The organism is Paracoccus saliphilus (assembly GCF_028553805.1).
Classification (GTDB): Bacteria; Pseudomonadota; Alphaproteobacteria; order Rhodobacterales; family Rhodobacteraceae; genus Paracoccus; species Paracoccus saliphilus.
Map to the genome: position 1 here is coordinate 4,311,448 of NZ_CP067140.1, position 25,380 is coordinate 4,336,827.

Genomic DNA, 25,380 nt, shown 5'->3' on the forward strand with positions numbered 1-25,380 from the left:
TCGGGTAGGTTTCAGGCATGAAACATGTTGCCGCTTTGATATTCTGCCTCTTGCCATTGCCGGTCCTTGCCGATGCGCCGATCATCGAAAACGTTCAGGCTGAAAGGCAGGGTGATAGCTGGCATTTCAACGTCACCGTATCCCACCCCGATACCGGGTGGGAGCATTATGCCGATGCCTGGCGGGTTCTGGACATGGATGGAAACGAGCTTGGCCTGCGAATCCTTGCCCATCCGCATGTGGCCGAACAGCCATTCACACGCTCCTTGAGCGGTGTCGATATTCCGGAAGATGTCACGGCAGTCGAGATCGAGGCTCGGTGCCTCGTGGACGGCTGGTCCGGTGTCAGGACCAAGGTAGAGCTCGACTAAGCCGAGAGTAAAGACGCCGGCCCCGGATTTTCCGAGGCCGGCGTCGATCTCACAATCAGATCAGCGCGATGCCCTGAGAATGCGTTCGACCACCTTCTCGGCAGCCTCTTCGGCAGTCAGTTCAACCGTGTTCACGATCAACTCGGCGGTTTCGGGCTCTTCATAGGGGCTGTCGATGCCGGTGAAGTTCTTCAACTCGCCCGAACGCGCCTTCTTGTACAGCCCCTTGACGTCACGCTCTTCGGCCACCTCCAGCGGGGTATCGACATATACCTCGAGGAACTCACCATCGGCCATCAGATCGCGCACCATCCGACGCTCGGACCGGAAGGGCGAGATGAAGGCCGTCAGCACGATCAGCCCGGCATCGGTCATCAGGCGCGCCACCTCGCCGACGCGGCGGATGTTTTCCACCCGGTCGGCATCGGTAAAGCCCAGGTCGCGGTTTAGCCCGTGACGAACATTGTCGCCATCCAGAAGGAAGGTGTGCTTGCCAAGGGCATGCAGCTTCTTCTCGACGATATTGGCGATGGTTGATTTGCCCGAACCAGACAGACCCGTGAACCAGACCACGGCAGCCTTCTGGTTCTTGAGGGCGGCGTGGGCGTCGCGGTCCACATCGACAGCCTGCCAGTGGATGTTCTGGCTGCGGCGCAGGGCGAAACGGATCATGCCCGCCGCGACCGTCGCATTGGTCAGCCGGTCGATCAGGATGAAGCCGCCCAGATCGGGGTTCTGATCATAGGCCTCGAACGGAATCGCCCGGTCGGTCGAGATATTGACCACGCCGATGGCATTCAGCCCCAGGGTCTTGGAGGCCAGTTGTTCCATCGTGTTGACGTTCACCTCGTATTTCGGCTCGGTGACCGTCGCAGTGACACTTTGGGTGCCGATCTTCAGGATATAGGGACGGCCCGGCAGCATTTCCTCTTCGGACATCCAGACCAGCGTGGCTTCGAACTGGTCGGCAACCTCGCAGGGCTCGTCCGACTTGACGATCACATCGCCGCGCGAACAGTCGATCTCGTCCTCGAAGGTCAGCGTGATGGATTGTCCGGCAACCCCCTGGTCGAGATTTCCATCGAAGGACACGATGGACTTGACCTTGGTGGTCTTGCCCGAAGGCAGAACCCGGATCGGATCGCCCGGACGCACTACGCCCGCGCCGATCTGTCCGGCAAAACCGCGGAAGTCGAGATTCGGACGATTTACCCACTGCACCGCCATGCGGAAAGGATGATCCTGCAACCGCGCTTCGCTGATCGGGGCGTCTTCCAGATGGCCCAGCAAGGTCGGGCCCTGGAACCATTCCATGTTCGGGCTCTTGCTGACGATATTGTCGCCTTTCAGCCCCGAGATCGGGATCGGCTGGAAGCTTTCCATACCGATCTGCTTGGCGAAATGCGAATAATCGCTGACGATTTCATAGAACCGCTCGGCCGAGTAATCGACCAGGTCCATCTTGTTCACCGCCAGCACCACGTTGCGGATGCCAAGCTGGTTCACCAGGTAGCTGTGCCGCCGAGTTTGGGTCAGCACACCCTGACGCGCATCGATCAGGATAACGGCCAGATCGGCGGTCGAGGCGCCGGTGACCATGTTACGGGTATACTGTTCATGCCCCGGCGTGTCGGCGACGATGAATTTCCGCTTGTCCGTCGCGAAGAAGCGATAGGCGACATCAATGGTAATGCCCTGCTCGCGCTCGGCTGCGAGACCGTCGACCAGAAGCGCGAAATCGATCTCGCCCGACTGCGTGCCGACATTCTTGGAATCGCTTTCAAGGCTGGCAAGCTGATCCTCGAAGATCATCTTGCTGTCATAGAGCAACCGCCCGATCAGCGTCGATTTGCCGTCATCCACCGAACCGCAGGTGATGAAGCGCAGCATGGTCTTGTGCTGATGCTTCAACAGATAGGCGTCAATGTCCTCGGCAATCAGCGAGTCCGTGACATAAACGGGGTCTTTGGTATCAAGGGTCATCAGAAATACCCCTCCTGCTTCTTCTTCTCCATCGAGGCGGATTGATCATGATCAATCGCGCGCCCCTGCCGTTCCGAAGTGGTGGTCAGCAGCATTTCCTGAATGACCTCGGGCAGGGTGCTTGCCTCGGACTCGACCGCGCCCGTCAGAGGATAGCAGCCGAGCGTGCGGAAACGCACCGATTTCATCTGCGGTTCTTCGCCCTCGCGCAGCGGGAAGCGGTCGTCATCGACCATGATCAACAGCCCGTCACGCTCCACCACCGGGCGAGGTTCCGAGAAATACAGCGGCACGATCTCGATATTCTCGAGATGAATGTATTGCCAGATATCCAGTTCGGTCCAGTTCGACAGCGGGAAGACGCGGATCGATTCTCCCTTGGCCTTGCGGGTGTTATATTGCCGCCACAATTCAGGGCGCTGGTTCTTGGGATCCCAACGGTGATTGGCCGAACGGAACGAGAAGATGCGCTCCTTGGCGCGCGATTTCTCTTCGTCACGGCGGGCACCGCCAAAGGCCACGTCGAAGTTATACTTCGTCAGTGCCTGTTTCAGACCGTCGGTCTTCCACATGTCGGTGTGAAGGCTGCCATGATCGAACGGGTTAATTCCCTTCTCTACGGCTTCGGGATTGTGATGCACGATCAGCTTCATGCCTGCATCTTCGGCGGCACGATTGCGCAGATCATACATGGCGCGGAACTTCCATGTCGTATCGACATGCAGGAGCGGAAAGGGCGGCGGGGCCGGATAAAAGGCCTTCTTCGCCAGATGCAGCATGCAGGCAGAATCTTTTCCAACGGAATACAGCATGACGGGGTTGTCGGCATTGGCCACAACCTCGCGCATAATATGAATACTTTCAGCTTCGAGACGCTGCAAATGGGTCAGCGTGGCCGGGCTGATTTCAGTGTCAGTGGCAGGCTGGGTTGTCATGGCTATGAACTCATTTCTTATACGGGGTGGCATTTGGCAGATCTCGGCGGCAATACCAAGAGGGGCGGCGGAATAACGCCCAACATTCTGGTGATCTGCGCCAGGGTCAGGCGATTTTCCCATGTATTCAGACTGTGCAAGAACAAAAGCCGTGATGATCCCGTCCGCCGGGCGCAGACCGTGGTTCAACCAAAGCGCCTGACATCGATTCCACCTTCAACCAATGCATGCCGCACCCCTGCCGCCATCGCCACGGCTTCGGACGAATCACCATGCACACAAATCGTATCGATGCGGCAGGAGATCCGCTTTCCACTACCGGTGATGATCGCACTTTCTCGAACCATCTGCACCATGCGCTGCCCTGCATCTGCAGGGTCATGCAACACCGCACCGGGTTGGCTACGGTCGACCAGTGAAGCATCGTCGTTATAGGCGCGGTCAGCAAAGATTTCGCCCGCATATGCCGCTCCGAGATCGCGCGCAGCGGCCTCCATCCCGGTGCCCGCCAACACCACGAGGATCAAGTCCGGATCGACCTTCAATGCCGCCTCGTAACATGTCCGTGCGATGTCGGGCTCATCGGTCGCCATGTTCGACAACGCGCCATGCAGCTTGAGGTGCCGAATCTCGGCCCCTGCCGCGCGGGCGATACCCTGCGCCGCCCCCAGTTGATAGGCGACCATATTGGCGAGCTCCTCAGCGCCAAGCCGAATGCGGCGGCGACCGAAGCCCTGCAGATCGGCAAAACCCGGATGCGCTCCGATACCCACGTCCTTCGCGTGGGCACGGGTCATGGTCCGGGCCATTACATCCGGGTCTCCGGCATGAAAACCGCAAGCGATATTGGCCGAAGTCACGATATCCAGCAGGGCGGCATCTTCGCCCATCTTCCACGGCCCGAAGCTTTCGCCCATATCCGAGTTCAGGTCGACGCGCATCATCGTTCCTCCAATTCGTCCCCCGCAGTGACACCGCCGATCAGTTGAAAACCCAACAGGTCGGTTATCATTGCCGGGTCGCGGACCAGCGGACGACAGCGGGCTACAGCGGTCCGCACTTGCTGCCTCTCGGTCTGCCAAAGCCTGTCGGCCTCGTCCAGCGCTATCCTCTGGAACCGCAACTTCGTGCCGGGAGCAGCCTGTGCCGCGATTGGCAAGTCAATGGGAATGATCGTACCGAGACGAGGATATCCGCCGATGGTCTGGCATTCGGCCAGCAAGACGAAAGGTACACCGTCGCCGGTCATCTGCAGATCACCCGGCCCGATCAAGTCCGAGGCAAGACCCGCGGCATGTTCCGACGCAAATCCGCGATCGGCATCGAACCTTACGCCCTGCCGGTTTCCACGATCAGAGCGGGTGAATTCGGTTTCGAAGAAGGCGCCAAGCACGTCATCGGCGAACAGTCCGGTTTGCGGCCCATCGATCACCCTGACCTTGCCGCCATTGAACCTCGCGACCGGATCGATCACCCGTGGCGGCGCATCCGGGCAGGGATCGGGGCCGGTCAGCAGAGCGCCTGGCGCCAGAGGCGAGAAAATACCGATACTCAGATGCGCAGCCTGGCTGCCCAGCCATTCATCGCTTGCCATTCCGCCGCCTGGAGTCAGGTAACCATAGCTTCCTGCCTGCACTCCACCGATATGCAGAATCTGTCCCGGTTTCACCGAATGCGACGCATGCCAGCGCAGTGGCACCCCGTCCAACGTCGCCACCATCGGCGCACCGGTCAAGGCGATACGCATTGGCTGCTCGACCTCGAACAGGCCGCCCGCGCCCGCCATTTCGATTCCCGATAGCGGCTCATCAGCCCCTAGCAGGACCGCGGCCTCGATCAACGCCTGCCGGTCCACGGCACCGCCGCGCGACAGGCCCTTGGCCAGATGCCCCGAACGCCCCATGTCCTGAACCGTCAAGATCCCGTCAGCGCGACGCAAGAGCAAAGAGGTCATCGCAGCACCTCGAGCTGCGCACCGCCGAGACCATCGGCCTTCTGCTCCAGCGCTTCGATCTCGGACACGGAAACGCGTGCAAAGCGGATCGCATCGCCCGCCCGCAACGGCATCGGCGTATCGCGTTCGGGGCGAAAGCTGCGAAAGGCGCTGCGTCCGACCTGCCGCCAGCCGGTCGCGGAGGCCGCGCCGAACATCACGATCTGCCGCACGGCGACAACGACAGCGCCCGCCGGAACCGTCGGCGTCAACTCGGATTGGCGCGGTAGATCCCATGCCTCTGGCAAAAGGCCGATATAGGGTTGACCAGGGGCAAAGCCGATTACCAGAACCCGTAATTCCGTCTCGCAAATCTGGCGAATGGCTGCATCGGGGCTGCAACCCACCGCCTGCGCCACCTCGGAAAGCTGCGGACCGTCTGCATCACCAAATGCCACCGGAATGGTCCAGCGCCGCGCGGAGTCAGGAATATCGAGCGGTCCCTGCATGATTTGCCGCGCACGCGCCAACATCTCCTTGGCCAAGACATCCCGCTGCGTTCTCGCCGGGTCGAAACGCAGCAACACGGATACAAGCCCCGGTGCAATCTCGACTGTCCCGGAGGGGGTTCGGTGCTCCAAATCGGCGGCCAAAAGCTGTGTGGCCGTCATTGCCCCGGACTCTGGCGTCAGGGCAAAACGCAGCAGCACCCCATCCACTCCGGCCCAAAACACTCGGGGATCAGGCTTTGCTGAGATGTCAGTTTCACATTCCATCAAAAGTCCTCGGGCGCCTGCCGGGTTCAGAGCGCGTTGCGCGGCATCGGAAGCTCGCCCCGGTTATACGGCCCCCAATCCTCGATATCGGGATAGAATTGCCGCCGCCACGCGCGCACTCGCGGGTTCATCCGCCGCCGCCACCAAGGCGGAACCATGGCCACGAAGGTCATCGCCGGGTATCCCAGAGGCAGCTGGGGTGCCTCATCCTCGCCATATGTCTGTAACAGCGGAAACCGCCGATCCGGTTTGTAATGATGATCCGAGTGGCGCTGCAGGTTGATCAGCAGCCAGTTCGAGCCCGTATGCGACGCGTTCCAACTGTGCCGGGGCAGGATTCGCTCATACCGGCCATCGCCCAGATAGCGCCGGGTCAGCCCATAATGTTCCACATAATTCGTCAATTCGAGTTGCCAGACGGCGATGAAGGCCTGGAACATGAACAGCAGCAACCCCTGCCAGCCGCCTAACAGCAATGCCAGCATCAGCATCGCCGCCTGTATTGCCGCATAGCGCCAGAACGGGTTGCGCCGATCAAACGGTCCCTTTCCGCCACGCGCCAGAAAACGCGTTTCGGCCCGCCAGGCACTCTTTGGGCCATCGCGCAACACCCGCCAGAAGAAGCGAAAGAAGCCTTCGTTGTAGCGGGCAGAAACCGCGTCACGGGGCGTCGCGACCCATGAATGATGAACCAGGAGATGCTCTGTCCGGAAATGCGAATAGAGGACCGACCCCAAGAGCAGATCGCCCAGCCATCTCTCCAGCACGGTTTTCTGGTGCAAGAGCTCATGCGCATAGACGATGCCGACCGAACCCGACAGCACCCCGATGCCAAAGAACAGGCCAAGCGTTTCCAGCCCTGACAGATGCCCAGAGGACGTCACATACCAGATCACACCGAAAATCGTCGCGAATTGCAGCGGGAACCAGACGATCGTGACCGCACGGTGCCAGAATAACTGTGCGAGGCCGGTTTCCGTGTCGGGATTATCCTCGTTCAGCCCCAGAACACCATCCAGCGCCGTGGTCAGATACCACGCATATGCGGGCAGAAGCATCCACCACAGCCCACCCTTCACGGCAGCCAGCGCGACCAGGGGCGGCATGACAACCGACATCCAGAATGGAGCCGCTGCGGGCAGGGTATTTGGTGATTTGCTGCTCATGGTCGCGATATTACGCCACGATTTCCGCGCGCGCCACATCCCAGACCTTGCGCATCAACCCCGGCAACCCGTTTCGGTCAATTTGCCGCAGGGAAACGAAATGCCCGCGCTCCGGGCGGCCGTCCAGATCACCAAGCAGCACACGCAACGACAGGTTGAAATGCGTGAACACATGCCGCACCTCACCGATCTCTCGCCAATCGGCTTTGCCGGGCGGCGGCAAGTCGCGTCCATCCCATCCGGCAGAGGGGAAGGCCAGCATGCCGCCCAGCAGACCTTTGACCGGACGCTCTTCCAGCAGCAGGCTTTCCCCTTGCCGGGCCACCCACACGATACCGCTCCGGTTCGGTTTAGCGGTTTTCGGAGCCTTGCGTGGAAGATCTGCCGCGATCCCCCGCCGGCGCGCTTCGCATTCGTCGATCAGAGGGCAAACCCCACAAACCGGATTACGTGGAACACAAATCGTCGCGCCAAGGTCCATCATTGCCTGAGCGTAATCCCCCGGCCGTTCTTGCGGAGTCAGTCTTTCAGCCAGTGCGATCAACTCGGGCTTTGCTGCGGGCAACGGCGTTTCAACCGCAAATAGCCGGGCTACGACCCGCTCGACATTGCCGTCGACAACCGTTTCATCTGCATCATAGGCGATCGCAGCGATAGCGGCCGAGGTATAAGGGCCGATGCCCGGCAATGCCTGCAACCCCTCTCGGGTCGTCGGAAAACCGCCCGCATCCGACACGATGCGTGCACAAGCCAGAAGATTGCGGGCACGAGCGTAATAGCCCAGCCCGGCCCATTCGGCCATCACATGTGCGTCCTCTGCCGCGGCCAGGTCATCGACGGTAGGCCAAAGGCTGGTGAAACGCTCGAAATAGGATTTCACGGCAGCGACCGTGGTTTGCTGCAGCATCACCTCGGACAACCAGACGCGGTAGGGATCGGCCGTATCGCCACCCGGAGGAATACGCCATGGCAGGGACCGCGCATGCCGGTCATACCATTTCAGAATCTGCTGTCCGATCACCTTGCTGTCACGCAATTTTCAGAACTCCATCCTTTCGGCGCGCTTTCATCTGGGGCTCCTGCTGGTTAAGGATGTGTATGTGATAACCGATCAGGCAGGCATGGCCCAGACACCGCAGCGCCAACAAAAACGGACAAACCGTCGCAAAAGAGGCTTTGAAGCGGCCTCTAGCCTGCTGGCGCAGCGCGTCCAGAAAGCCGCGGAAGGCCGGGGCTTTGCCGTCACCCGCCTGCTGACCCATTGGCCAGAGATCGCTGGCGAGCAATTGGCACGGGCAACCCGCCCGATCCGGATCAGCCACAGCCGGGGCGGGTTCGGTGCCACCTTGACCCTGTTGACCTCGGGGCCTGCCGCGCCCATGGTCGAAATGCAGCTTCCGCAACTTCGCGAACGTGTCAACGCCTGCTACGGCTATAACGCGATACAGAAGATCGTGCTGACTCAAACGGCCGCGACCGGCTTTGCCGAAGGGCAGGCGCAATTCACCCCTGCACCACCACGCATCGCAACACCCCCGGACCCGCAGGCAGAAGCCCGGGCCCATAAGGTTGCCGCGCAGTTTGAGGATCCTCATCTGGCCGAGGCAATGGCCCGGCTGGCACTGAACCTCTCTTCCCGAAAAAACCGAAAGGACTCTTGATGTTCATCCGTTCTGTTGCTGCCGCGCTGGCGCTATCGCTGGCCTCACCTGCTCTGGCCCAGGACGCCACGGCGACCGGGGAAACCGAAGCCAGCGAAGCGCAAACCGTTCCCGATATCGCGCTTGGAGCCGAAGATGCACCACTGACCATCGTCGAATATGCCAGCTTCACCTGTGGCCATTGCGCGAATTTTCACGATCAGAACTGGCCAAAGCTGAAATCCGAATATGTTGATACGGGCAAGGTTCGCTTTATCCAGCGGGATGTCTATTTCGATGCTGTCGGGTTGTGGGCCGGGATTCTCGCCCGCTGCGGAGGCGACGACAAATACTATGCCGTCTCGGACATGTTGTTCGACGAACAAAAGAAATGGCTTGAAGGCGACTCGGGCGAACAGATTGCCGCGAACCTGCGCAAGATCGGTCTGAAGGCAGGAATGGACGAAGAGCAGATGACCGCTTGCTGGGATGACAGCGCCAAGGCCGAAAGCCTGATCGCGACCTTCCAGCAGAACACCACTGCCGATGAGATCGAGGCCACACCGACCTTCATCATCGGCGGTGAGAAAGTGCAGAACCAGCCTTGGGACGAGCTGAAGAAGATCATCGACGACAAGCTCGCCGAAGCTGACACCGCTGCGGAATAGAATGGGCGGTCGGGTTTCGACCCGTCGCCAGTGACATTCGTGATATGAAGTCCAAGTGAACCGGTGCGACCAGTCCAGAGTCGCGCCGGTTTCTTGTTTCTTGGCTAGCTCCCGGCCTGTCGCTCTCGGTGAAAGACATAGATACCCGAACCAAGAATGATCGCGGTTCCCAACCATGTCAGCGCATCGGGAAAATCGCCGAAGACGACCAGCCCCACGATGGTCGCGCCAACGATCTCGAGATATTGGAAAGGTGCCAGCAAGCTGGCCTCGACCTTGCTGAAGGCATGGGTAATCAGAAGGAAGGTCAGCGCCAGCAGCCCGCCCGCGCAGATCAGGGCCGGGAATATCCAGCGGGGGGCCTCGGTCAACGATGTGGCCTTCTGACCCAGCATCATGCTGCCCGCATAAAGGACGCACAGCCCGATCGCCGCGCAAAACGTCGCCCCAATTTGAAGTGTCAAAGCCGAATGATCGCGAGTTGCATGGCGTAGCAGGATCATGTTCAACGCATAGGCGATGGCCGCGCCTACCGGAAACAGCGCTACGGGTCCGAAGATCGCAAAATTCGGGCGGATCACGATCAGCGCACCGATCAAACCCACGCCAACTGCCACGAAGCGGCGAGGTCCTGGCCGCTCGCCCAGAAATGGCCACGCTAGCAGGGTCAGCAGCAAGGGTTCGATGAAGAAGATCGCGATGGCCGTCGCTATAGGCATCTTTTGAAAAGCGCTGACCAGGCAAATCATCGTCACCGCGAAGAGGGCACCCGAGATCAACGCCGGCCATGACAGCAGCGCGCCCCTGAGACGGTGCCGCCACAGGATCGCGACGGGTAGGAAGAACAACGCCTGCATCGCGATGCGCCAGACGCTCACCTCGAAGGGCGAGGCAATCCCGGTCAGCAGCTTGGCAATGGCGTCACCCACCGGCAGCAGCCCCATCGCCGCAATCATGGCCAGCATTCCCTCGCGGGCGTCCCGCCCGGTATCCCTTGGCATTGTCTCGATCATGGACCCTCCTGGCCCGAGCGATAGCATAGCCCTGCGAGGAGGTCAGGATCTGTTTCGGATTAAAATTTGCGAAGCACTCTCAATGCCTTGCATTACCGCATGTCGGTCAAAGATCGCCGTCGCCTGCCTCGGTCAGGTTGCCTTTCAGTCTACCCCGTGCTAATCGGCAAATAATGGCCGAGAGAGATCATAACAGCTCTCAAGTGCTTCAAGGCGCTTTGACGCGGCAAACGGCCGCGCCGGGTTTTGTGGTATCCTCCTCCTACCGTTTTCACCGACCGGACAGCGGCACATCGCTGCGTCCGGCCATCAGTATCATGACAAGCTGAAGGATAGATCATGCTCAGAATGACCTCGATCGCCGCGATTGCCGCGGCCGGATGCTTTTTCTCACTCCCCGCGAATGCGCAGGAAGGCGATAGCCAGTGCGGCGATGTTTCCATCGCGCAAATGAACTGGGCCGCCGCCGAGGTGACCACGGAAGTCGCCAAGTTCATGCTGGAACAGGGCTATGACTGCAACGTTTCGTTGGTGAAATCCGATACCATCCCCGCGATCACCTCGGTCGCGGAGAATGGCGAACCCGACGTCGTCACCAACCTGTGGCTCAACTCGGCCGGCGACGCCTATACGAAGCTGGAAGACGAAGGCAAGATGGAGCGCCTGACCAGCGTTCTGGACCCCGGCGGGATCGAAGGATGGTGGGTCACCACCGCCATGGCCGAGGAACATCCCGAACTGACCACCATCGAAGGGATCATGGAAAATCCCGACCTGGTCGGCGGGCGCTTTAATAACTGTCCCGATGGCTGGGGCTGCCGGGTGGTGAGCGACAATCTCGTACGCGCATTGAATCTGGAAGAGTCCGGCATCGAAGTGTTCAACCACGGTTCCGGCGAAACGCTGGCCTCGTCGATGGGTGCCGCTTCTACCGATGGCGAGCCATGGTTCGGCTATTACTGGGGTCCGACCGTGCCGATGGGCAAATACGACATGACCCGCGTGAAGTTGGGCGAATATGACGAAGCGAAGTTCGAGCCGCTGCAGAATCCGGATACGCCCGATCCGCAGGTCTCGGATTTCCCGGCCGCGCCGATCCTGACCTCGGCCACCACGGAATTCGTGGAAAGCAACCCGGAAATCACCGAGTTCTTCCGCAACATGAGTTTCAAGACAGAAACCATGAGCGGTCTGCTGGCCTGGCAGGACGAGAACTCGGCCTCTGCCGAGGAAGTCGCGGTGCATTACATCACCGAAAACCCCGACGAGTGGCAGGACTGGTTGTCTGATGCCGCGCGCGAAAAACTTTCGACGCTGGTTGAACAAGACTGATCGGAATCATCCGATGAGAAGGGAGGACGGCGTCGGGGGTCGGCGCCGTCCTTTGCAATCTGTCAAGGTGGACGGGCAGGCGGCCCGGGAGTTTCATGGCAACATATGATGGCGTATTCGACAGTCTGGGACTGCGGGAATGGTGCGATGGCGGCGGGAGCGGCGAAGGCCCGATGTCGATGGCCGAATTGCTGGCCCGTAGCAGAGGAGAATCAGGTGGCGGAGGTGATAGCGCTTCGCTTTGGGATTTGCCTTTCCCGTCGCTCGATGCGCTGCACAACGCCTGCGGAGCCATTCCGGAATCGCGCGACCTGACTCTGGGGCTGGAGCGAGGCTTCCTGTCGATGCGTGACGCGCTGCGGGTGGTGATCGATCCGGTAACGCAGCCACTAAGCTGGATGCTGCGGGAAAGCCTTGACCTGATGACCAATACGCCCTGGTGGATCATGATTCCGCTGTTGCTGGCAGTCACCTGGCTGGTCAGCAAGTCATGGCGTGTCGTGATCTTCGTGGCAATCTCGCTAGCGTTGCTGGCCTTTGTGGATCACTATAATGCGGCGATGCAGACGCTGGCGATCATCTTTGTCTGCGCCTTCATCTGCGTCCTTTTCGGCGTGCCCATCGGCATCGCCATGTCGCGCAGCAACAAGTTGCAACGTATCGTCATCCCGATCCTCGATATGCTGCAGACACTGCCGCCTTTCGTCTACCTGATCCCGCTGATCTTCCTGTTCTCTGTGACCGAGCCAAAGCTCTACGGTATTGCGATTATCCTCTACGCGATCGTGCCTGTGATCCGGCTGACCGACCTGGGAATACGGCTCGTCGACAAGGACGTGATCGAGGCCGCCGACGCTTTTGGCATGACCAACCATCAAAAGCTGTTCGGCGTTCAGATCCCGCTGGCGCTGCCCAATATCATGGCGGGCGTGAACCAGACCATCATGATGAGCCTCGCCATGGTGGTCATTGCATCACTCGTTTCGGCCCCCGGGCTTGGCGTGCTGGTTCTGCGTGGTATCCGCAGCCTCGAACTGGGCGTCGGCCTTGTAGCGGGCTTTGGCATCGTGCTGCTGGCAATCATGCTGGACCGTGTGACCAAGGCGTCACTGGCCCGTATCGATGCCAGCCAGGCAAAACGGTAAGGAGGGTCGGATATGAACGATCAGGTCAAGATTTCCATCCGAAACCTCTACAAAATCTTCGGTGACTCGCCTCAGGCGGCGCTGATCGATGTGCAGGCAGGAATGGGCAAGCCAGAACTGCTGGACAAACACAACCATGTGCTCGGACTCAGCGATATCAATGTCGATATTCACGAGGGCAGGATCACCGTCATCATGGGGCTGTCAGGTTCGGGCAAGTCCACCTTGATCCGCCACCTCAACCGGTTGATCGAGCCGACCGCCGGCGAGGTTCTGGTAGATGGCGAGAATATCCTGACATGGGATGAAGCCAAGCTGCGCAGGCTGCGGCGCGAGACCATGTCGATGGTGTTCCAGAAATTCGCCCTGCTGCCGCATCGCACGGTGCTGGAGAATGCGGGCATGGCGCTGGCCACACGCGGCATTACCCGCCGCGAGTTCGAGGCCGACGCCAGTCACTGGCTGGATCGTGTCGGGCTTGAGGGGTATGGCGGACATTATCCGCATCAGCTTTCGGGCGGGATGCAGCAACGGGTGGGGATCGCGCGCGCGCTAACCTCGAATTCCGGGATCATGCTGATGGATGAAGCGTTCTCGGCACTCGATCCGCTGATCCGCACCGATATGCAGGACCTGCTGATCGAATTACAGGCGGAACTGCACAAGACCATCGTCTTCATCACCCATGACCTGGACGAGGCGCTGAAGCTGGCAGACCACCTTGTAATTCTCAAGGATGGAGCAGTGATCCAGCAGGACGAGCCGCAGCATATCCTGCTGAAGCCGGCCGATCCCTATATCGAGGATTTCGTGAGTGACATTAACCGCGCGCGCGTGCTGCGAGTGCGGTCCATCATGGAAGAAAGCCCCCCTGAGGGCGAGGTCTCGGGAGAGATCGACCACAATGACAATCTCGAAAGCGTCATCGCCATGGCCGAGGGCGCATTGGACCGGCGATATCGGGTCGTGCGGGATGGCGAGGCGGTCGGCTCTCTGGAAATGTCCGCCATCATGCGTGCTCTCGTCCCACGCCAAGCCTCGCGCGAGACCGCGCGGAGCTGAAGCGAGGCGGCCTGATCGCGTCCCTGCTGTGGCCGGGGACACTGCCCCCGTCGCCGGCTGGTTCTCGAACCAGCGACCCCCGAGATATTTGGACAAAGAAGAAGGGGCGATGCTTGTCGCCCCTTGGTTCGGAAAACCCGGGACTTCAGGCCTGCAAGCTCCGAACCCCGACCTCCCCCTCTTCGCGCGACTTGATGGCCGCGACTGCAGCGATGCTGCCTGCCGCTGTCGTGAAATAAGGGATCTTGTCATAAAGGGCGACGGCACGAATTTCGCGTGAATCCGCAATGGCTTGTGCACCCTCTGTCGTATTCAGGACCATGGTGATCTCACCATTCTTCAGCCTGTCCACAATGTTCGGCCGGCCCTCATAAACCTTGTTCACGCCCTGCGCCTTCACGCCATTGGCGGCAAGGAAATCCTCTGTGCCGCTGGTCGCGACGATTTGAAAGCCCATCTCGACCAGATCACGGGCGGCAGCCGCCATCGCTTCGGTCTTGTCGGCATCCTTGATCGAGATGAAGACGCGCCCTTCATGCGGCAAGTTGGTGCCCGCCCCAAGTTGCGCCTTGAGAAACGCGCGCGGGAAGTTGCGGTCCCAACCCATCACCTCGCCCGTGGAGCGCATCTCGGGGCCGAGCAATGTGTCCACACCGGGGAAGCGTGCGAACGGCATCACCGCCTCCTTGACCGAGAACCAGGGTGTGTTCGGATCGGCCAATGTCAGGGGATCGGCAAAAGGCAAATCGTCCTCGGGGCCGACACCTTCAGGATAGGGATCGCGGGTGGCGAAATTCGATATAGGCTCTCCGGCCATCAGACGGGCGGCAATGGAGGCAATGGCGCTGTCCGTTGCCTTCGCCACGAAGGGGACGGTACGGGACGCGCGCGGATTCACTTCCAGCACATAGATCTCGCCATCTTTCAGTGCGAATTGCACATTCATCAATCCGACGACATGAAGAGCGCGGGCCATGGCGACAGTTTGGCGCTTGAGTTCGGCAATCGTCGCGGCGTCCAGCGTGTGCGGCGGCAACGAGCAGGCCGAATCGCCCGAATGCACGCCAGCCTCCTCGATATGCTCCATGATGCCAGCAACATGAACATTCTCGCCATCGCTGAGGGCATCCACATCGACCTCGATCGCGCCGGTCAGATAGCTGTCCAGCAGAACCGGATTCCTGCCTGAAACGGTGACGGCTTCGGTGATGTAGCGCTTCAGGTGGTCCATGTCCCGCACGATCTCCATCGCGCGGCCTCCGAGAACATAGGAGGGACGGATCACCAGCGGGAAACCGATCTTTTGGGCAATCGCGATGGCTTCGGCATCACTGCGAGCGATGCCATTTATGGGTTGCTTGAGATTCAGATCGTTCAGAAGTCGCTGGAAACGTTCCCGGTCCTCAGCCAGGTCGATCGCGTCGGGAGTGGTACCAAGGATCGGGATTCCTTCGTCCTCCAGCGCATTGGCAAGTTTCAGCGGGGTTTGACCGCCGAACTGGACGATGACGCCATGCAGGGTGCCGTTCTCCTGCTCGACACGCAGGATTTCAAGGACATGCTCCAGCGTCAGCGGTTCGAAATAGAGCCGGTCCGAAGTATCGTAATCGGTGCTGACCGTCTCGGGGTTACAATTGACCATGATCGTCTCGTAACCTGCGCCGGTCAGGGCGAAACAGGCGTGACAGCAGCAATAGTCAAACTCGATCCCTTGGCCGATACGGTTCGGACCGCCACCGAGAATGACCACCTTCTTTGCGTCAGTCGGTCGGGATTCGCATTCCACCTCGCCCATCGCAGGAGTTTCATAGCTGGAATACATATAGGGAGTCTGCGCCTCGAATTCCGCCGCGCATGTATCGATGCGTTTGAAGGCCGGGCGAATATCCAGCGATGTCCGGGCATGGCGGATATCGGCCTCGTCCCGACCGGTCAGGATGGCGAGACGGGCATCGGTGAAGCCCATCATCTTGAGGTTGCGAAGATCTTCCGCCTCCTCGGGCAGACCGAATTCGCGAATGCGCGTTTCCGCATCCACGATCTCGCGCAGACGCGACAGGAACCAGGGATCGAAATGGGTGATGCGCTGTATCTCGTCATCGGTCAGGCCAAAACGCATCGCCTCGGCAATGACACGCAACCGGTCAGGTGTCTGTTTAGACAGAGCCGCAATGATGGCGGGTTTGCCCTGTTCGGCTGCACCTTCAATGGTGATCTCGTCCAGGCCGGTCAGGCCGTTCTCCATCGAGGTCAGCGCCTTTTGAAGCGATTCATGGAAGCTGCGGCCAATCGCCATCACTTCTCCGACCGATTTCATCGCGGTCGTCAGTTCTGGCTTGGAGCCGGGGAATTTCTCAAAGGCAAAACGCGGTATCTTCGTCACGACATAGTCGATGGACGGCTCGAAACTGGCCGGAGTCACCTTGGTGATGTCGTTGTCCAGCTCATCCAGCGTGTAGCCGACGGCCAATTTCGCGGCGATCTTGGCGATTGGGAATCCCGTGGCCTTGGAAGCCAGCGCGGATGAACGGCTGACCCGCGGGTTCATCTCGATCACCACCATGCGCCCATCCTCTGGATTGACGGCCCATTGCACGTTCGAGCCGCCGGTCTCGACTCCGATCTCGCGCAGCACCGCAATACTGCCATTCCGCATCCGCTGATATTCGCGATCGGTCAGGGTCAGAGCCGGGGCGACGGTGATGGAATCGCCGGTATGGACGCCCATCGGATCGACATTCTCGATCGAGCAGACGATGATGGCGTTGTCGTTGCGGTCGCGCACAACTTCCATCTCGTATTCTTTCCAACCTAGCAGGCTTTCGTCGATCAGAACCTGCGCGACGGGCGATGCATCAAGACCCGAACGCACGATCCGCTCATAATCGTCGCGGTTATAGGCCACGCCGCCGCCCGTCCCGCCCAGGGTATAGGCAGGGCGAATGATGGCGGGCAGACCGATCTCTTCCAACGCCTCCATCGCCGACGCAACACCTGCGGATATGTCGTGTTTTCCGCTTGCCAGCTTGGGCGCGGCAATGATCGTCGCACGGGGGTTTTCCAGCCCGATCCGATCCATCGCCTCGCGGAACAGTTTGCGGTCCTCTGCCATCTCGATCGCCGATCGTTGCGCGCCGATCAGCTCTACACCGTAGCGGTTCAGCGCTCCCGAGTCGGCCAGCGCCAAAGCGGTATTCAGCCCGGTTTGACCGCCCATGGTCGGCAAGAGTGCGTCAGGCCGTTCTTTGGCGATGATCTTTTCGACGATCTCCGGAGTGATAGGTTCGATATAGGTTGCGTCCGCCATCTCCGGATCGGTCATGATCGTGGCGGGGTTCGAGTTGACCAGAACGACCCGGTAACCTTCCTCGCGCAGTGCCTTGCAGGCCTGTGCGCCAGAATAATCAAACTCGCAAGCCTGCCCGATGACGATGGGTCCGGCGCCGATGATCAGGATCGATTTGATATCGGTTCTTTTTGGCATGGTCGTGCCTCCGGGCTTTTCATGGATTTGCGCAAATCGCTCGGGGTTATATCCATGCGTGGCTCGGACGCAAGGTCTGATCCGTCCAGACACAGGATTGTCTGGCCAATCTCGCGTTCTTACGACAACAAAGCCAGTGCGGCGCTGAAACGGTTTTGGCTTGCGGTCGTCGCTATCTCGGACCTGACCAGGAAGTTCCGGATGAGCTTATCGGTATTTTCGGGTTCAGCAATGGTTTTGAAGGAACTGCTGCCAAACAGCCGTTCTGCTCCTTTCATCACCTCCGTCACCTGACGATCGACGGGTAGCTTGCCGAATTGGACTCCATAACCAAAGGCCGCTTCAAATACCTTCCGCAGGGGAGGGCTGCCTAGAACCTCGTACCACAGGGTCTTATCGCTCGAATCGCGAGAGCCAAACGATCCTATCTCGCGCTGCGCGTTCAAGGCGAGACGCAAGAATTCATCGCCAAGCCCGACGCGACGTTCGAACTCCCTGTCCAGAAAGGCATTGGAGATCCGATCAGCAAGATCCGACTCAGGGGCCTGTTTTTGCTCGCGGTTCAGATGTTCGGTTTGCGTCTTGCGGTCATGGAAACCAAAAGCTTCGGCAAGCCGGAAATAGCGTTTGTCGGAAAGGCGATTTGCAAGAGACTTGCGATCATCCAGATCGGATTCCAAAACCTTCTTAATAAATGCCTTGTTGCCGATGTCGTCATGCAAACCGAAGGCGCCCAAGGCGACGCTTAACATCCGATAGTCACCTACAAGTTCCTCGGCTGTGCCTGTGATTTCCAGGCGATCACGGAAATGGCCGGTCTGACGCTGTATGGCTGGACTTCTGGCCAGGATTTCCTTTTGGCGTCCTTCCATGCGCTGCAGGACTTTCCATCCCGCAATTCCGCCAAGTCCAACTGATATCGGTGTCATCCTTGTTCTCCCGCAGCGAAGAGGCGAGCCTCACGGGGAAGTAGCTTTTTTAGTTGACGCAAGGCCTGATAGGCATTTCCCGCAATCGCGTGATCAGTGGCCAGCGACAGGATATTGCGGCTATCAGTATCTTCGAAGACCTGGCTTAGTTGTTCAATGGCAACCAGAAGTTGATGCCGGCCTTTATTGGGTTCAGCGTCGCCGGAGAGAATGAGCTGCGCGATATAGCAGGTGCGAGAAACCGGCGTATTCGCCATGTCAGGGTGAATGGCATCCTTCAAGCGCAGCACATGCGCATTCGGCGTCTTGATCGAGAATTTTGTCCGGCGATCACCGTTCTGGATAACGGCACCGTTAATCAGAATACGTTCATTCGGTCCAAGTTTGAGAATAAGCCCGCTCATTGACCAACCTTGCCCCTCAATCCCTTCATGATGGACATGTTGACGTCGATCAGCGCATCTACTGTGGCCTTACGGGCCAGCACGGCATGACCGTGACGCAACGAAAAATCCGCCAATGACAAAAGATTGGCACGCAATTCATCGGGCAAGGCGTTGCCTTCAGATGCAAGATCAGCGGCAAGTATCGTCCATAGTTGGTTATTCTTATCCACCGCCTCTATCCGGGCCCTGGCATCGCCGCTGACGATGGATTGCCGCAGCATTCGGGTTACGCGCGAGAATACAGCGTACTCGCTATCGCGAGAGGAGCGGACCACACTATTTCCATAGCCCTGCTGGTGGTTAAATGCTAAAGCGTTCAATAGCCCGGTTCCCTGTCATTTGCTTCGAGAATCCGGGGCGCAGATATACACGAGCGCCCCGAAAATTGTTATTGTGGATGGACTTAGCGGAACAAGGACAAGACCGATTGCGGCGCCTGGTTGGCGACCGAAAGAGCCTGAATGCCAAGCTGCTGCTGGGCCTGAAGGGCCTGCAGGCGCGCCGAAGCTTCTTCGAGGTTCGCATCGACCAGCGACCCTACACCGGCTTGTAGCGAATCCGCCAGCTTGCCGACAAAGTTCGACTGAGATTCGATCCGCTTCGCTGCCGCGCCAAGAGTGGCAGCTCCTTTCGTCGCGGTATCGATGAAGGCGTCAAGTTCCCCGATTGCGGTGGCAACATTATCAGCTGTAGAGTTCGCCGTGAGTTTCGTGCGACCCGAAACATCGAGATTAGTCGTGAAATCGATCGCGGATACCGTAATTTTCGAGGCCGTTGTCGCCACGGTCCCCGAAGTACGATCCAAGGCCGAGATAACCACGAACTCTTTGTTGGTGCCGTCAACTGTATCCTTCAGAAGATTCACACCGCTCTGCTGAGAGCTAGCGATAATGTTCGTGATGTGCGTCGTTTTCTGAGCAAGTTCCTCTTCGGTCTTTACAAAATCGAAGCCGGTGCTACCCGCCCGCGACAGAAGATCCTTCATCTCCTTGAGGGTTTTTTCGATTTCTTCCGCACCGGCGAGCGCCGTGCCCACCGTGGTGGCAGCGACATTCAGGCTGTCCTGAATGGCGCGAAACGAGGATTCATCCGATTCCATGATCTTCGAGATCGCCCAGACAGAAGAGCTGTCCTTTGCAGATCCAACCTTTTTTCCGGTCGAAATCTCATTCTGGGTCATTTCCAGATTCTTGTTGGTCATCTTCAGGGTTTGCAGTGCGACAATAGCACCGTTATTGGTCAGAATGCTGGTCATATGGACCTCCATTTGATTGCGGCGATTTTTTCGCCGCGGGTTCATTTTGAAGTGGTCTTCTGACCGGCATGGAATTTCTACTCACACGCAGTTTCGTGTGGATATATTTCTGACTGCGCGAGGTTTATAAAAGCCAAATGGGCGGCGAGTTACAAACATCCTTCGTCTAAGATTTTACTCAATTCCAATGCGTCGGCGCGTCCGAAACGGAACGCAGAATTTTACTCATGCGAATATCAGGCGCAAAAAAGTTCCCCCCGACTGGGCGAACAATATTTCAACGCAACGGCAACGCGCGCCGCCGTTGCGCAGCAAGCATGATGCGACATGCGAAGTGGCCTGTAATTACTGGGTTTTTGGCTGCACAGCCCGTGCACGGAATGTGCACAACCTGTACACAGAGCGTACACAGGCAGCGTGCGTTGCGCGGCAAATTTCCTGAAATCGTCCCGACCGGCCGCAGGCGTGATCGGGCAGGAAAGTAGCCGTCATTCGATTCAAAATTGATCGAATTTACAGATCGAAACTGGCGAAGACCGGCGCGTGGTCACTGGGCTTTTCCCAGCCCCGCACATCCCGCAGCACCCGGCTGCCATGCCCCGCATTGGCAATATCGCCGCTGGCCCAGATGTGGTCCAGCCGTCGGCCCTTATCGGCGGCATCCCAGTCCCGGGCACGATAGCTCCACCAGGAATAGAGCTGCCCTTCGGGAATGTCCTTGCGGGTGATATCGACCCATTCGCCCGCGGCCTGCGCCTCCAGAAGATGCTCGACCTCGATCGGCGTGTGGCTGACGACCTTGAGAAGCTGCTTGTGCGACCAGACGTCATCCTCGCGCGGGGCGATGTTGAAATCGCCGACCATGATCGAACGCTTTGGCCGGTCGGCGTGAAAGACGTCCCGCATCTCGGCCACGAAATCCAGCTTCTGCCCGAATTTCTCGTTCTGCTCGCGGTCGGGGATGTCGCCACCCGCCGGGATATACATGTTGTGGATGACCACCCCATTCTCCATCCGGGCCGCAACGTGCCGTGCATGTCCGAGCCCCGCGTAGTCGCGATCACCTGCATCCTCGATCGGCAGGCGCGACAGTATGGCGACGCCGTTGTAACCCTTTTGCCCGCGCGCGACAATATGTTCGTAGCCCAGTTCCCGGAATGCCTCCAACGGGATTTTCTCGACCGGGGATTTGCACTCTTGCAGGCAAAGGACATCGGGGCTTTCCTCGCGCAGCAGCCTTGCGACAAGGCCCTCACGCAGGCGGACCGAATTGATGTTCCAGGTGGCGAGTGTGAACATGGGCAGGCTCCTTTGCGACAGAGCCTAGCCGTGACGCCAAGGCATGTCGAGCCGCACTGACCTGACGGATTCCGGTTTTTCGGCAAGATGCACTCTTGGTGAAAGCGGGCGCTGCGGCTAAGCATGCGTGACGTTATCGAGGCCGGAGAGCAGATTATGCAAATGACCGTGGACGACGCTCTGGCGCAGGGCGGAATCGGGCGCTTTCAATGGCGGCTACTGGCGATCTTTGGGCTGGTCTGGGCGGCGGATGCGATGCAGGTGATCGCGGTCGGCTTTGCTGCACCAAGCGTCGCGGCCACGTTCGGGCTTGATCGGGTCACCGCGCTACAGATCGGCACATTGTTCTTCCTGGGCATGTTCGTCGGAGCATTCGGCTTTGGGCGGCTGGCCGACCGGATCGGACGGCGCAATGTCCTTCTGTTTACCGTGGCGATGGATGCGGTGTTCGGCCTCGCCTCGGTCTTCGCGAATGATTTCACCTTCCTGCTGGCACTGCGTTTTCTGACCGGCATCGCGGTCGGCGGCACATTGCCCGTCGACTACGCCATGATGGCCGAGTTCCTGCCGCCCAGAAACCGTGGCCGTTGGCTGGTCTGGCTGGAGGGCTTCTGGGCGGTCGGCACCATAGTGATCGCATTGACGGCATGGATCGCTGTCACGATGGGGGCGCCCGCGGCATGGCGCTGGATATTCGCCATCGCGGCGCTACCGGCGCTGATCGGGTTCTGGTTACGCCTGTGGGTGCCTGAATCTCCGATGTTTCTGATCCGAAACAAGCGTCAGCCAGAAGCACGGCGGGTGATCAACCGTGTCTTGACGGCCAATGGCGCAGAGACGCTTGGTGACGATGTTCAGATCGTTCCGGCACCGGTTCCGGCCTCGGCGGAGCGCTCGATCTTCGCGCCTGCCTTGCGCAGCCGTACCCTTGGCGTACTGGCGGTCTGGTTCCTTGTCTCGCTATCCTATTACGGCGTTTTCATCTGGGTGCCGGGGCAGTTGGCAACCGAAGGCTTCGGCTTCGTACGGGGCTTTGGCTTTCTGGTGGTCCTCGCCCTTGCGCAGATCCCCGGCTACGCGCTGGCCGCCTGGGGAGTCGAGGCAATCGGCCGCCGCAGCACATTGATGGGTTTCCTGCTGCTCAGCGCGGTGGGGTGCTTTCTGTTCACCATCGCGGATTCGACCGGACTGATCGCCGCCTCGCTGATCCTGATGAGCTTTGCGTTGCTGGGAACATGGGGCGCGCTTTACGCCTTCACGCCAGAACTCTACCCGACCAATCTGCGCGGCACCGGCATGGGAACCGCGAGCGCCATGGCGAGGTTGGGGGGTATCCTTGCGCCAAGCCTGCTGGCCGTAGCCTTTGCCCGCGGCTTCGGCTTTGCCATCGGGGTATTCGCCGTCCTGCTGCTTCTGGGCGCTGCGGCGCTGATGCTGATCAAGACGGAAACTCGGGATCAGGCCATCGGGTAGGCAAGCTTCGATCGTTGCGGCAGGTGGCAAACAGGTCCGCCTGCCGGGACCTGTCTAGCGAAACGCGCCCAGCCCAAAACGATCACGTTTGAGTGGCAAAAGCAGTCCCATCGCGAATCCGGCGATAATTCCGCCCAGATGGGCCTGCCAGGCGATTTGCGGAACCAGCAGGGTCAGGGCGATATTCAGCCCGCCGATGATCAGCACGGCCCGCCAGATCGGTCGCATCGACATGCCGCGGCCGCGCCGCCACTTGATGGCCTGCCCGATCAGCGCGCCGGCAATGCCGAAGATCGCCCCCGACGCGCCGACCATCGGACCCGGCGACGGGGACATCAGGGCGAAAAGCAGGCCTGCGGCGATTTGCGAAACGAGGTAGACGACAAACATTGGCAAGGGCCGCAGGAAACGTGCCAGCTCTCGCCCTACAGCGGCAAGCGAGAACATGTTCATGGCCAGATGGGCCAGACCGCCATGCAGCAGGCCATATGTCAGGAACATCAGCACCGGCTGGCCGGAATAAAGCCCGCCACCGCGCCAGAGCAGCGGCGACCAGAATCCCCCTGCGAGGTTCACCGCGACCCGCGCCCCGCCATATCCCAGCATCGGGGCGAGCCAGAGGCCCGCCTCGATCACGCAACAGACAAGGATGAGCGCGATCATCCAGTAAGGAAGGCTGGGTCGAGCCTGAGTCATCGTGCCGTCAGTCCGCCTTGATCTGCCGAGCCTCATCGATCAGCATGACCGGGATACCCGCATGAATCGGAAAGGCGAGGCCGGCGGTTTTCGACACCAGTTCCTGCCGCTCGGCATCGTAATGCAGCGCCGCATGGGTGACCGGACAGACCAGCGCCTCCAGCATATGGCGGTCGAATTGAGGGGTGGGGGTGTCAGTCATTGCATAGGTTCTTCGTTTTCGCCGCCATGCAGCGCATAGTCGATCAGCCCTTCCAACAGCACACGGCGTTCGGTCAGGGTTCGGACCTCCAGTAAGGCCTGCTTTTCACCGGATGAAAAGGGGAGCATCATTGAAAATGCGTTGATCAGGATTTCGTCGGTAGCCTTGCCTGCGGATTCCAGGTCGGCCGAAAGCTGTAATGCTTCGGCATAGCGGCGCAACTTGTCCAGCAATGCGGAACGGTCAAGCTCGGAATCCGTTTCGGGCCCCTCGAGATCCCTTTCGAAGCCCGCCCAGTCCACCTGACCCTGTTGATAAGGGGTGAAGCCGTCCTCTACCCCCGTCAGACGAAAGCGCGACACTGCGCGAAGCGAGATCATCATCCGGCCATCCTCGCTTTCCGAGAAGGCGATGACACGTCCAGCGCTGCCAATGGCGGCAAGCCCGTTTCCGTCCGGCTGGATCATGCCGATCAGGCGGTGATCGGTCTTGAGCGCGTCATCCAGCAACTGCAGATAACGCGGTTCGAAAATATGCAAAGGCAGCTTGGCGCGAGGCAGCATCACCACCTCGGACAGCGGAAACAGCGCGATCCGCGAGGGCAGATCAAAGCGAAAGCCCATCACGCAAAGATCAGCGAGGACAGCCTCCGGCGGCCTTTCTGGCCGATCGGATCATTCGGCTTGAGACTGTCGAAAATCGTCAGAAGCTGAGCCTTAGCAGCGCCATCATTCCAGTCGCGATCACGACGGAAACTGTCCAGCAGGATCTCGACCGCCTCTTCGACCTCTCCAGCGGCATGAAGCGCCTGCGCATATTCAAGGCGCGCCTGTTGATCGTCGGGATTCGCTTCGACCTTGGCCTGCAGATCGCCCAATGGACCCGCACTCTCGGCCTGCTGAGCCAGTTGCAGTTGCGCCCGTGCGGCCTCGATAGGCGCGGCCTCTGCAATCGAGGCCGGAACCTGTTGCAGGGTCGAGGCGGCAGCGGCGGCATCGCCTGCCGCCAGATGAGAACGGATCAAGCCTCCCCATGCCTCGGCATTCTCGGCCTCTTCGCCGATGATGGCGGCGAAGGTTTCGATCGCGTCGGAAGCGGCACCTTCCTCGAGCATGGTTTCGGCGGCTGCCAAAGCTTCGGTCAGCCCGCCATCATCGCCGCCAAGCTCGGCAAGCTTGTCAACGAATTGCTTGATCTGGCTTTGTGGAACTGCACCCTGAAAGGCATCCACCGGGCGACCCTGAAAGAAGGCATAGACCGTTGGAACGGATTGCACCCGCAACTGCGACGCGATCATCTGGTTCTCGTCGATATTGACCTTGGCCATCCGGACGCGCCCCTTATGCCGCGCCACCTCGGCCTCGAGCTGAGGCCCCAATGTCTTGCATGGACCGCACCACGGTGCCCAGAAATCCACGACGACCGGGACCTCCATGGATTTCTCGACCACCTCGGCCATGAAATCGGCTTCGGTCACGTCACGGATGAAATCGCCAGTCTGCGGCACGTCCTGCGCACCATCGAAAAGCATCGTCATTTTGCCCCCAAAACGGCTCGTATCTAGGTTTGGTC

General features: G+C 59.6%; 25 protein-coding genes. 7 read left to right on the forward strand and 18 right to left on the reverse strand.

Translation table 11 applies throughout. The annotated features are described in order from the left end of the window. Positions 1-17 precede the first annotated feature (17 nt). Positions 18-371, forward strand: a complete 354-nt coding sequence (locus JHX88_RS20670; protein ID WP_076527810.1) for a hypothetical protein — start codon at positions 18-20, stop codon at positions 369-371. A gap of 60 nt (positions 372-431) precedes the next feature. Here the strand turns inward: JHX88_RS20670 and cysN are convergent, their stop codons facing one another. From cysN to mutY, 7 genes are all read right to left on the reverse strand, one after another. Next, positions 432-2,354, reverse strand: a complete 1,923-nt coding sequence (cysN, locus tag JHX88_RS20675; RefSeq protein WP_076529201.1) for a sulfate adenylyltransferase subunit CysN — start codon at positions 2,352-2,354, stop codon at positions 432-434. Further along, entirely contained in the window at positions 2,354-3,289 is a 936-nt protein-coding gene (cysD, locus tag JHX88_RS20680; RefSeq protein ID WP_076529199.1) for a sulfate adenylyltransferase subunit CysD, read from the reverse strand. The genes cysN and cysD overlap by 1 nt, the downstream gene beginning before the upstream one ends. 185 nt (positions 3,290-3,474) lie before the next feature. Further along, on the reverse strand, positions 3,475-4,233 hold the full coding sequence (locus JHX88_RS20685) for a LamB/YcsF family protein (protein WP_076522165.1): 759 nt from the start codon (positions 4,231-4,233) through the stop codon (positions 3,475-3,477). Further along, positions 4,230-5,243 carry a 5-oxoprolinase subunit C family protein gene (locus tag JHX88_RS20690; protein ID WP_076522166.1) on the reverse strand — a complete coding sequence of 338 codons (1,014 nt, stop codon included), beginning with the start codon at positions 5,241-5,243 and terminating at the stop codon, positions 4,230-4,232. The genes JHX88_RS20685 and JHX88_RS20690 overlap by 4 nt, the downstream gene beginning before the upstream one ends. Beyond that, on the reverse strand, positions 5,240-5,998 hold the full coding sequence (locus JHX88_RS20695) for a 5-oxoprolinase subunit B family protein (RefSeq protein ID WP_076522167.1): 759 nt from the start codon (positions 5,996-5,998) through the stop codon (positions 5,240-5,242). The genes JHX88_RS20690 and JHX88_RS20695 overlap by 4 nt, the downstream gene beginning before the upstream one ends. Positions 5,999-6,024: 26 nt before the next feature. Beyond that, positions 6,025-7,164: an alkane 1-monooxygenase gene (locus tag JHX88_RS20700; protein WP_076522168.1), complete on the reverse strand. Its 1,140-nt coding sequence runs from the start codon at positions 7,162-7,164 to the stop codon at positions 6,025-6,027. A gap of 10 nt (positions 7,165-7,174) precedes the next feature. Beyond that, the gene (mutY, locus tag JHX88_RS20705) at positions 7,175-8,200 is read right to left on the reverse strand and encodes an A/G-specific adenine glycosylase (protein WP_076522169.1); all 1,026 of its coding nucleotides are present in this window, start codon (positions 8,198-8,200) and stop codon (positions 7,175-7,177) included. 85 nt (positions 8,201-8,285) lie between these two features. Here mutY and JHX88_RS20710 point away from each other — a divergent pair, with 85 nt between their 5' ends. Together JHX88_RS20710 and JHX88_RS20715 are read left to right on the forward strand one after the other, a co-directional pair. Next, positions 8,286-8,825 (forward strand): DUF721 domain-containing protein, encoded by a 540-nt coding sequence (locus JHX88_RS20710; RefSeq protein WP_076522794.1) that lies wholly within the window; start codon positions 8,286-8,288, stop codon positions 8,823-8,825. Further along, entirely contained in the window at positions 8,825-9,472 is a 648-nt protein-coding gene (locus JHX88_RS20715; protein WP_076522170.1) for a DsbA family protein, read from the forward strand. The genes JHX88_RS20710 and JHX88_RS20715 overlap by 1 nt, the downstream gene beginning before the upstream one ends. Positions 9,473-9,576: 104 nt before the next feature. Here the strand turns inward: JHX88_RS20715 and JHX88_RS20720 are convergent, their stop codons facing one another. Next, on the reverse strand, positions 9,577-10,485 hold the full coding sequence (locus JHX88_RS20720) for a DMT family transporter (RefSeq protein ID WP_272848133.1): 909 nt from the start codon (positions 10,483-10,485) through the stop codon (positions 9,577-9,579). Positions 10,486-10,824: 339 nt separating this feature from the next. On the opposite strand from JHX88_RS20720, the gene JHX88_RS20725 reads away from it, so the two are divergent. The 3 genes from JHX88_RS20725 to JHX88_RS20735 all read left to right on the forward strand — a co-directional run bounded on the left by JHX88_RS20725 (position 10,825) and on the right by JHX88_RS20735 (position 14,024). Continuing rightward, a complete protein-coding gene (locus JHX88_RS20725; RefSeq protein ID WP_076522171.1) occupies positions 10,825-11,817 on the forward strand; it encodes an ABC transporter substrate-binding protein in 993 nt (330 codons plus the stop codon). A gap of 95 nt (positions 11,818-11,912) precedes the next feature. Continuing rightward, positions 11,913-12,962 carry an ABC transporter permease gene (locus JHX88_RS20730; RefSeq protein ID WP_076522172.1) on the forward strand — a complete coding sequence of 350 codons (1,050 nt, stop codon included), beginning with the start codon at positions 11,913-11,915 and terminating at the stop codon, positions 12,960-12,962. 12 nt (positions 12,963-12,974) lie between these two features. Further along, complete coding sequence (locus tag JHX88_RS20735) at positions 12,975-14,024, forward strand: quaternary amine ABC transporter ATP-binding protein (RefSeq protein WP_076522173.1); 1,050 nt, start codon at positions 12,975-12,977, stop codon at positions 14,022-14,024. A gap of 145 nt (positions 14,025-14,169) precedes the next feature. On the opposite strand, the gene carB is transcribed toward JHX88_RS20735, so the two are convergent. The 6 genes from carB to JHX88_RS20765 all read right to left on the reverse strand — a co-directional run bounded on the left by carB (position 14,170) and on the right by JHX88_RS20765 (position 21,437). Continuing rightward, a complete protein-coding gene (carB, locus tag JHX88_RS20740; protein WP_076522174.1) occupies positions 14,170-17,508 on the reverse strand; it encodes a carbamoyl-phosphate synthase large subunit in 3,339 nt (1,112 codons plus the stop codon). Between the two features lie 119 nt (positions 17,509-17,627). Further along, positions 17,628-18,437 (reverse strand): DUF1217 domain-containing protein, encoded by an 810-nt coding sequence (locus JHX88_RS20745; RefSeq protein ID WP_076522175.1) that lies wholly within the window; start codon positions 18,435-18,437, stop codon positions 17,628-17,630. Then, a complete protein-coding gene (gene flbT / locus JHX88_RS20750) occupies positions 18,434-18,841 on the reverse strand; it encodes a flagellar biosynthesis repressor FlbT (RefSeq protein ID WP_076522176.1) in 408 nt (135 codons plus the stop codon). Before flbT ends, JHX88_RS20745 begins: the two co-directional genes overlap by 4 nt. Further along, positions 18,838-19,203, reverse strand: coding sequence for a flagellar biosynthesis regulator FlaF (flaF, locus tag JHX88_RS20755; RefSeq protein WP_076522177.1), 366 nt, complete (start codon positions 19,201-19,203; stop codon positions 18,838-18,840). Before flaF ends, flbT begins: the two co-directional genes overlap by 4 nt. 83 nt (positions 19,204-19,286) lie before the next feature. After that, complete coding sequence (locus tag JHX88_RS20760) at positions 19,287-20,138, reverse strand: flagellin (protein ID WP_076522798.1); 852 nt, start codon at positions 20,136-20,138, stop codon at positions 19,287-19,289. A gap of 513 nt (positions 20,139-20,651) precedes the next feature. Next, entirely contained in the window at positions 20,652-21,437 is a 786-nt protein-coding gene (locus JHX88_RS20765; RefSeq protein ID WP_076522178.1) for an exodeoxyribonuclease III, read from the reverse strand. A 123-nt stretch (positions 21,438-21,560) separates the two neighbouring features. Between JHX88_RS20765 and JHX88_RS20770 the strand changes: the two genes are divergently transcribed. After that, positions 21,561-22,910 carry an MFS transporter gene (locus JHX88_RS20770; RefSeq protein WP_272848134.1) on the forward strand — a complete coding sequence of 450 codons (1,350 nt, stop codon included), beginning with the start codon at positions 21,561-21,563 and terminating at the stop codon, positions 22,908-22,910. Positions 22,911-22,964: 54 nt separating this feature from the next. Here the strand turns inward: JHX88_RS20770 and JHX88_RS20775 are convergent, their stop codons facing one another. From JHX88_RS20775 to JHX88_RS20790, 4 genes are read right to left on the reverse strand one after another with little or no spacing between them, the layout of a single operon-like run. Continuing rightward, complete coding sequence (locus JHX88_RS20775; protein WP_176011371.1) at positions 22,965-23,606, reverse strand: rhomboid family intramembrane serine protease; 642 nt, start codon at positions 23,604-23,606, stop codon at positions 22,965-22,967. Positions 23,607-23,613: 7 nt separating this feature from the next. Further along, the gene (locus tag JHX88_RS20780) at positions 23,614-23,808 is read right to left on the reverse strand and encodes a Trm112 family protein (protein WP_076522180.1); all 195 of its coding nucleotides are present in this window, start codon (positions 23,806-23,808) and stop codon (positions 23,614-23,616) included. Further along, positions 23,805-24,431 carry an LON peptidase substrate-binding domain-containing protein gene (locus JHX88_RS20785; RefSeq protein ID WP_076522181.1) on the reverse strand — a complete coding sequence of 209 codons (627 nt, stop codon included), beginning with the start codon at positions 24,429-24,431 and terminating at the stop codon, positions 23,805-23,807. Before JHX88_RS20785 ends, JHX88_RS20780 begins: the two co-directional genes overlap by 4 nt. After that, complete coding sequence (locus tag JHX88_RS20790) at positions 24,431-25,345, reverse strand: thioredoxin family protein (RefSeq protein ID WP_084202680.1); 915 nt, start codon at positions 25,343-25,345, stop codon at positions 24,431-24,433. Before JHX88_RS20790 ends, JHX88_RS20785 begins: the two co-directional genes overlap by 1 nt. Positions 25,346-25,380: the final 35 nt, after the last annotated feature.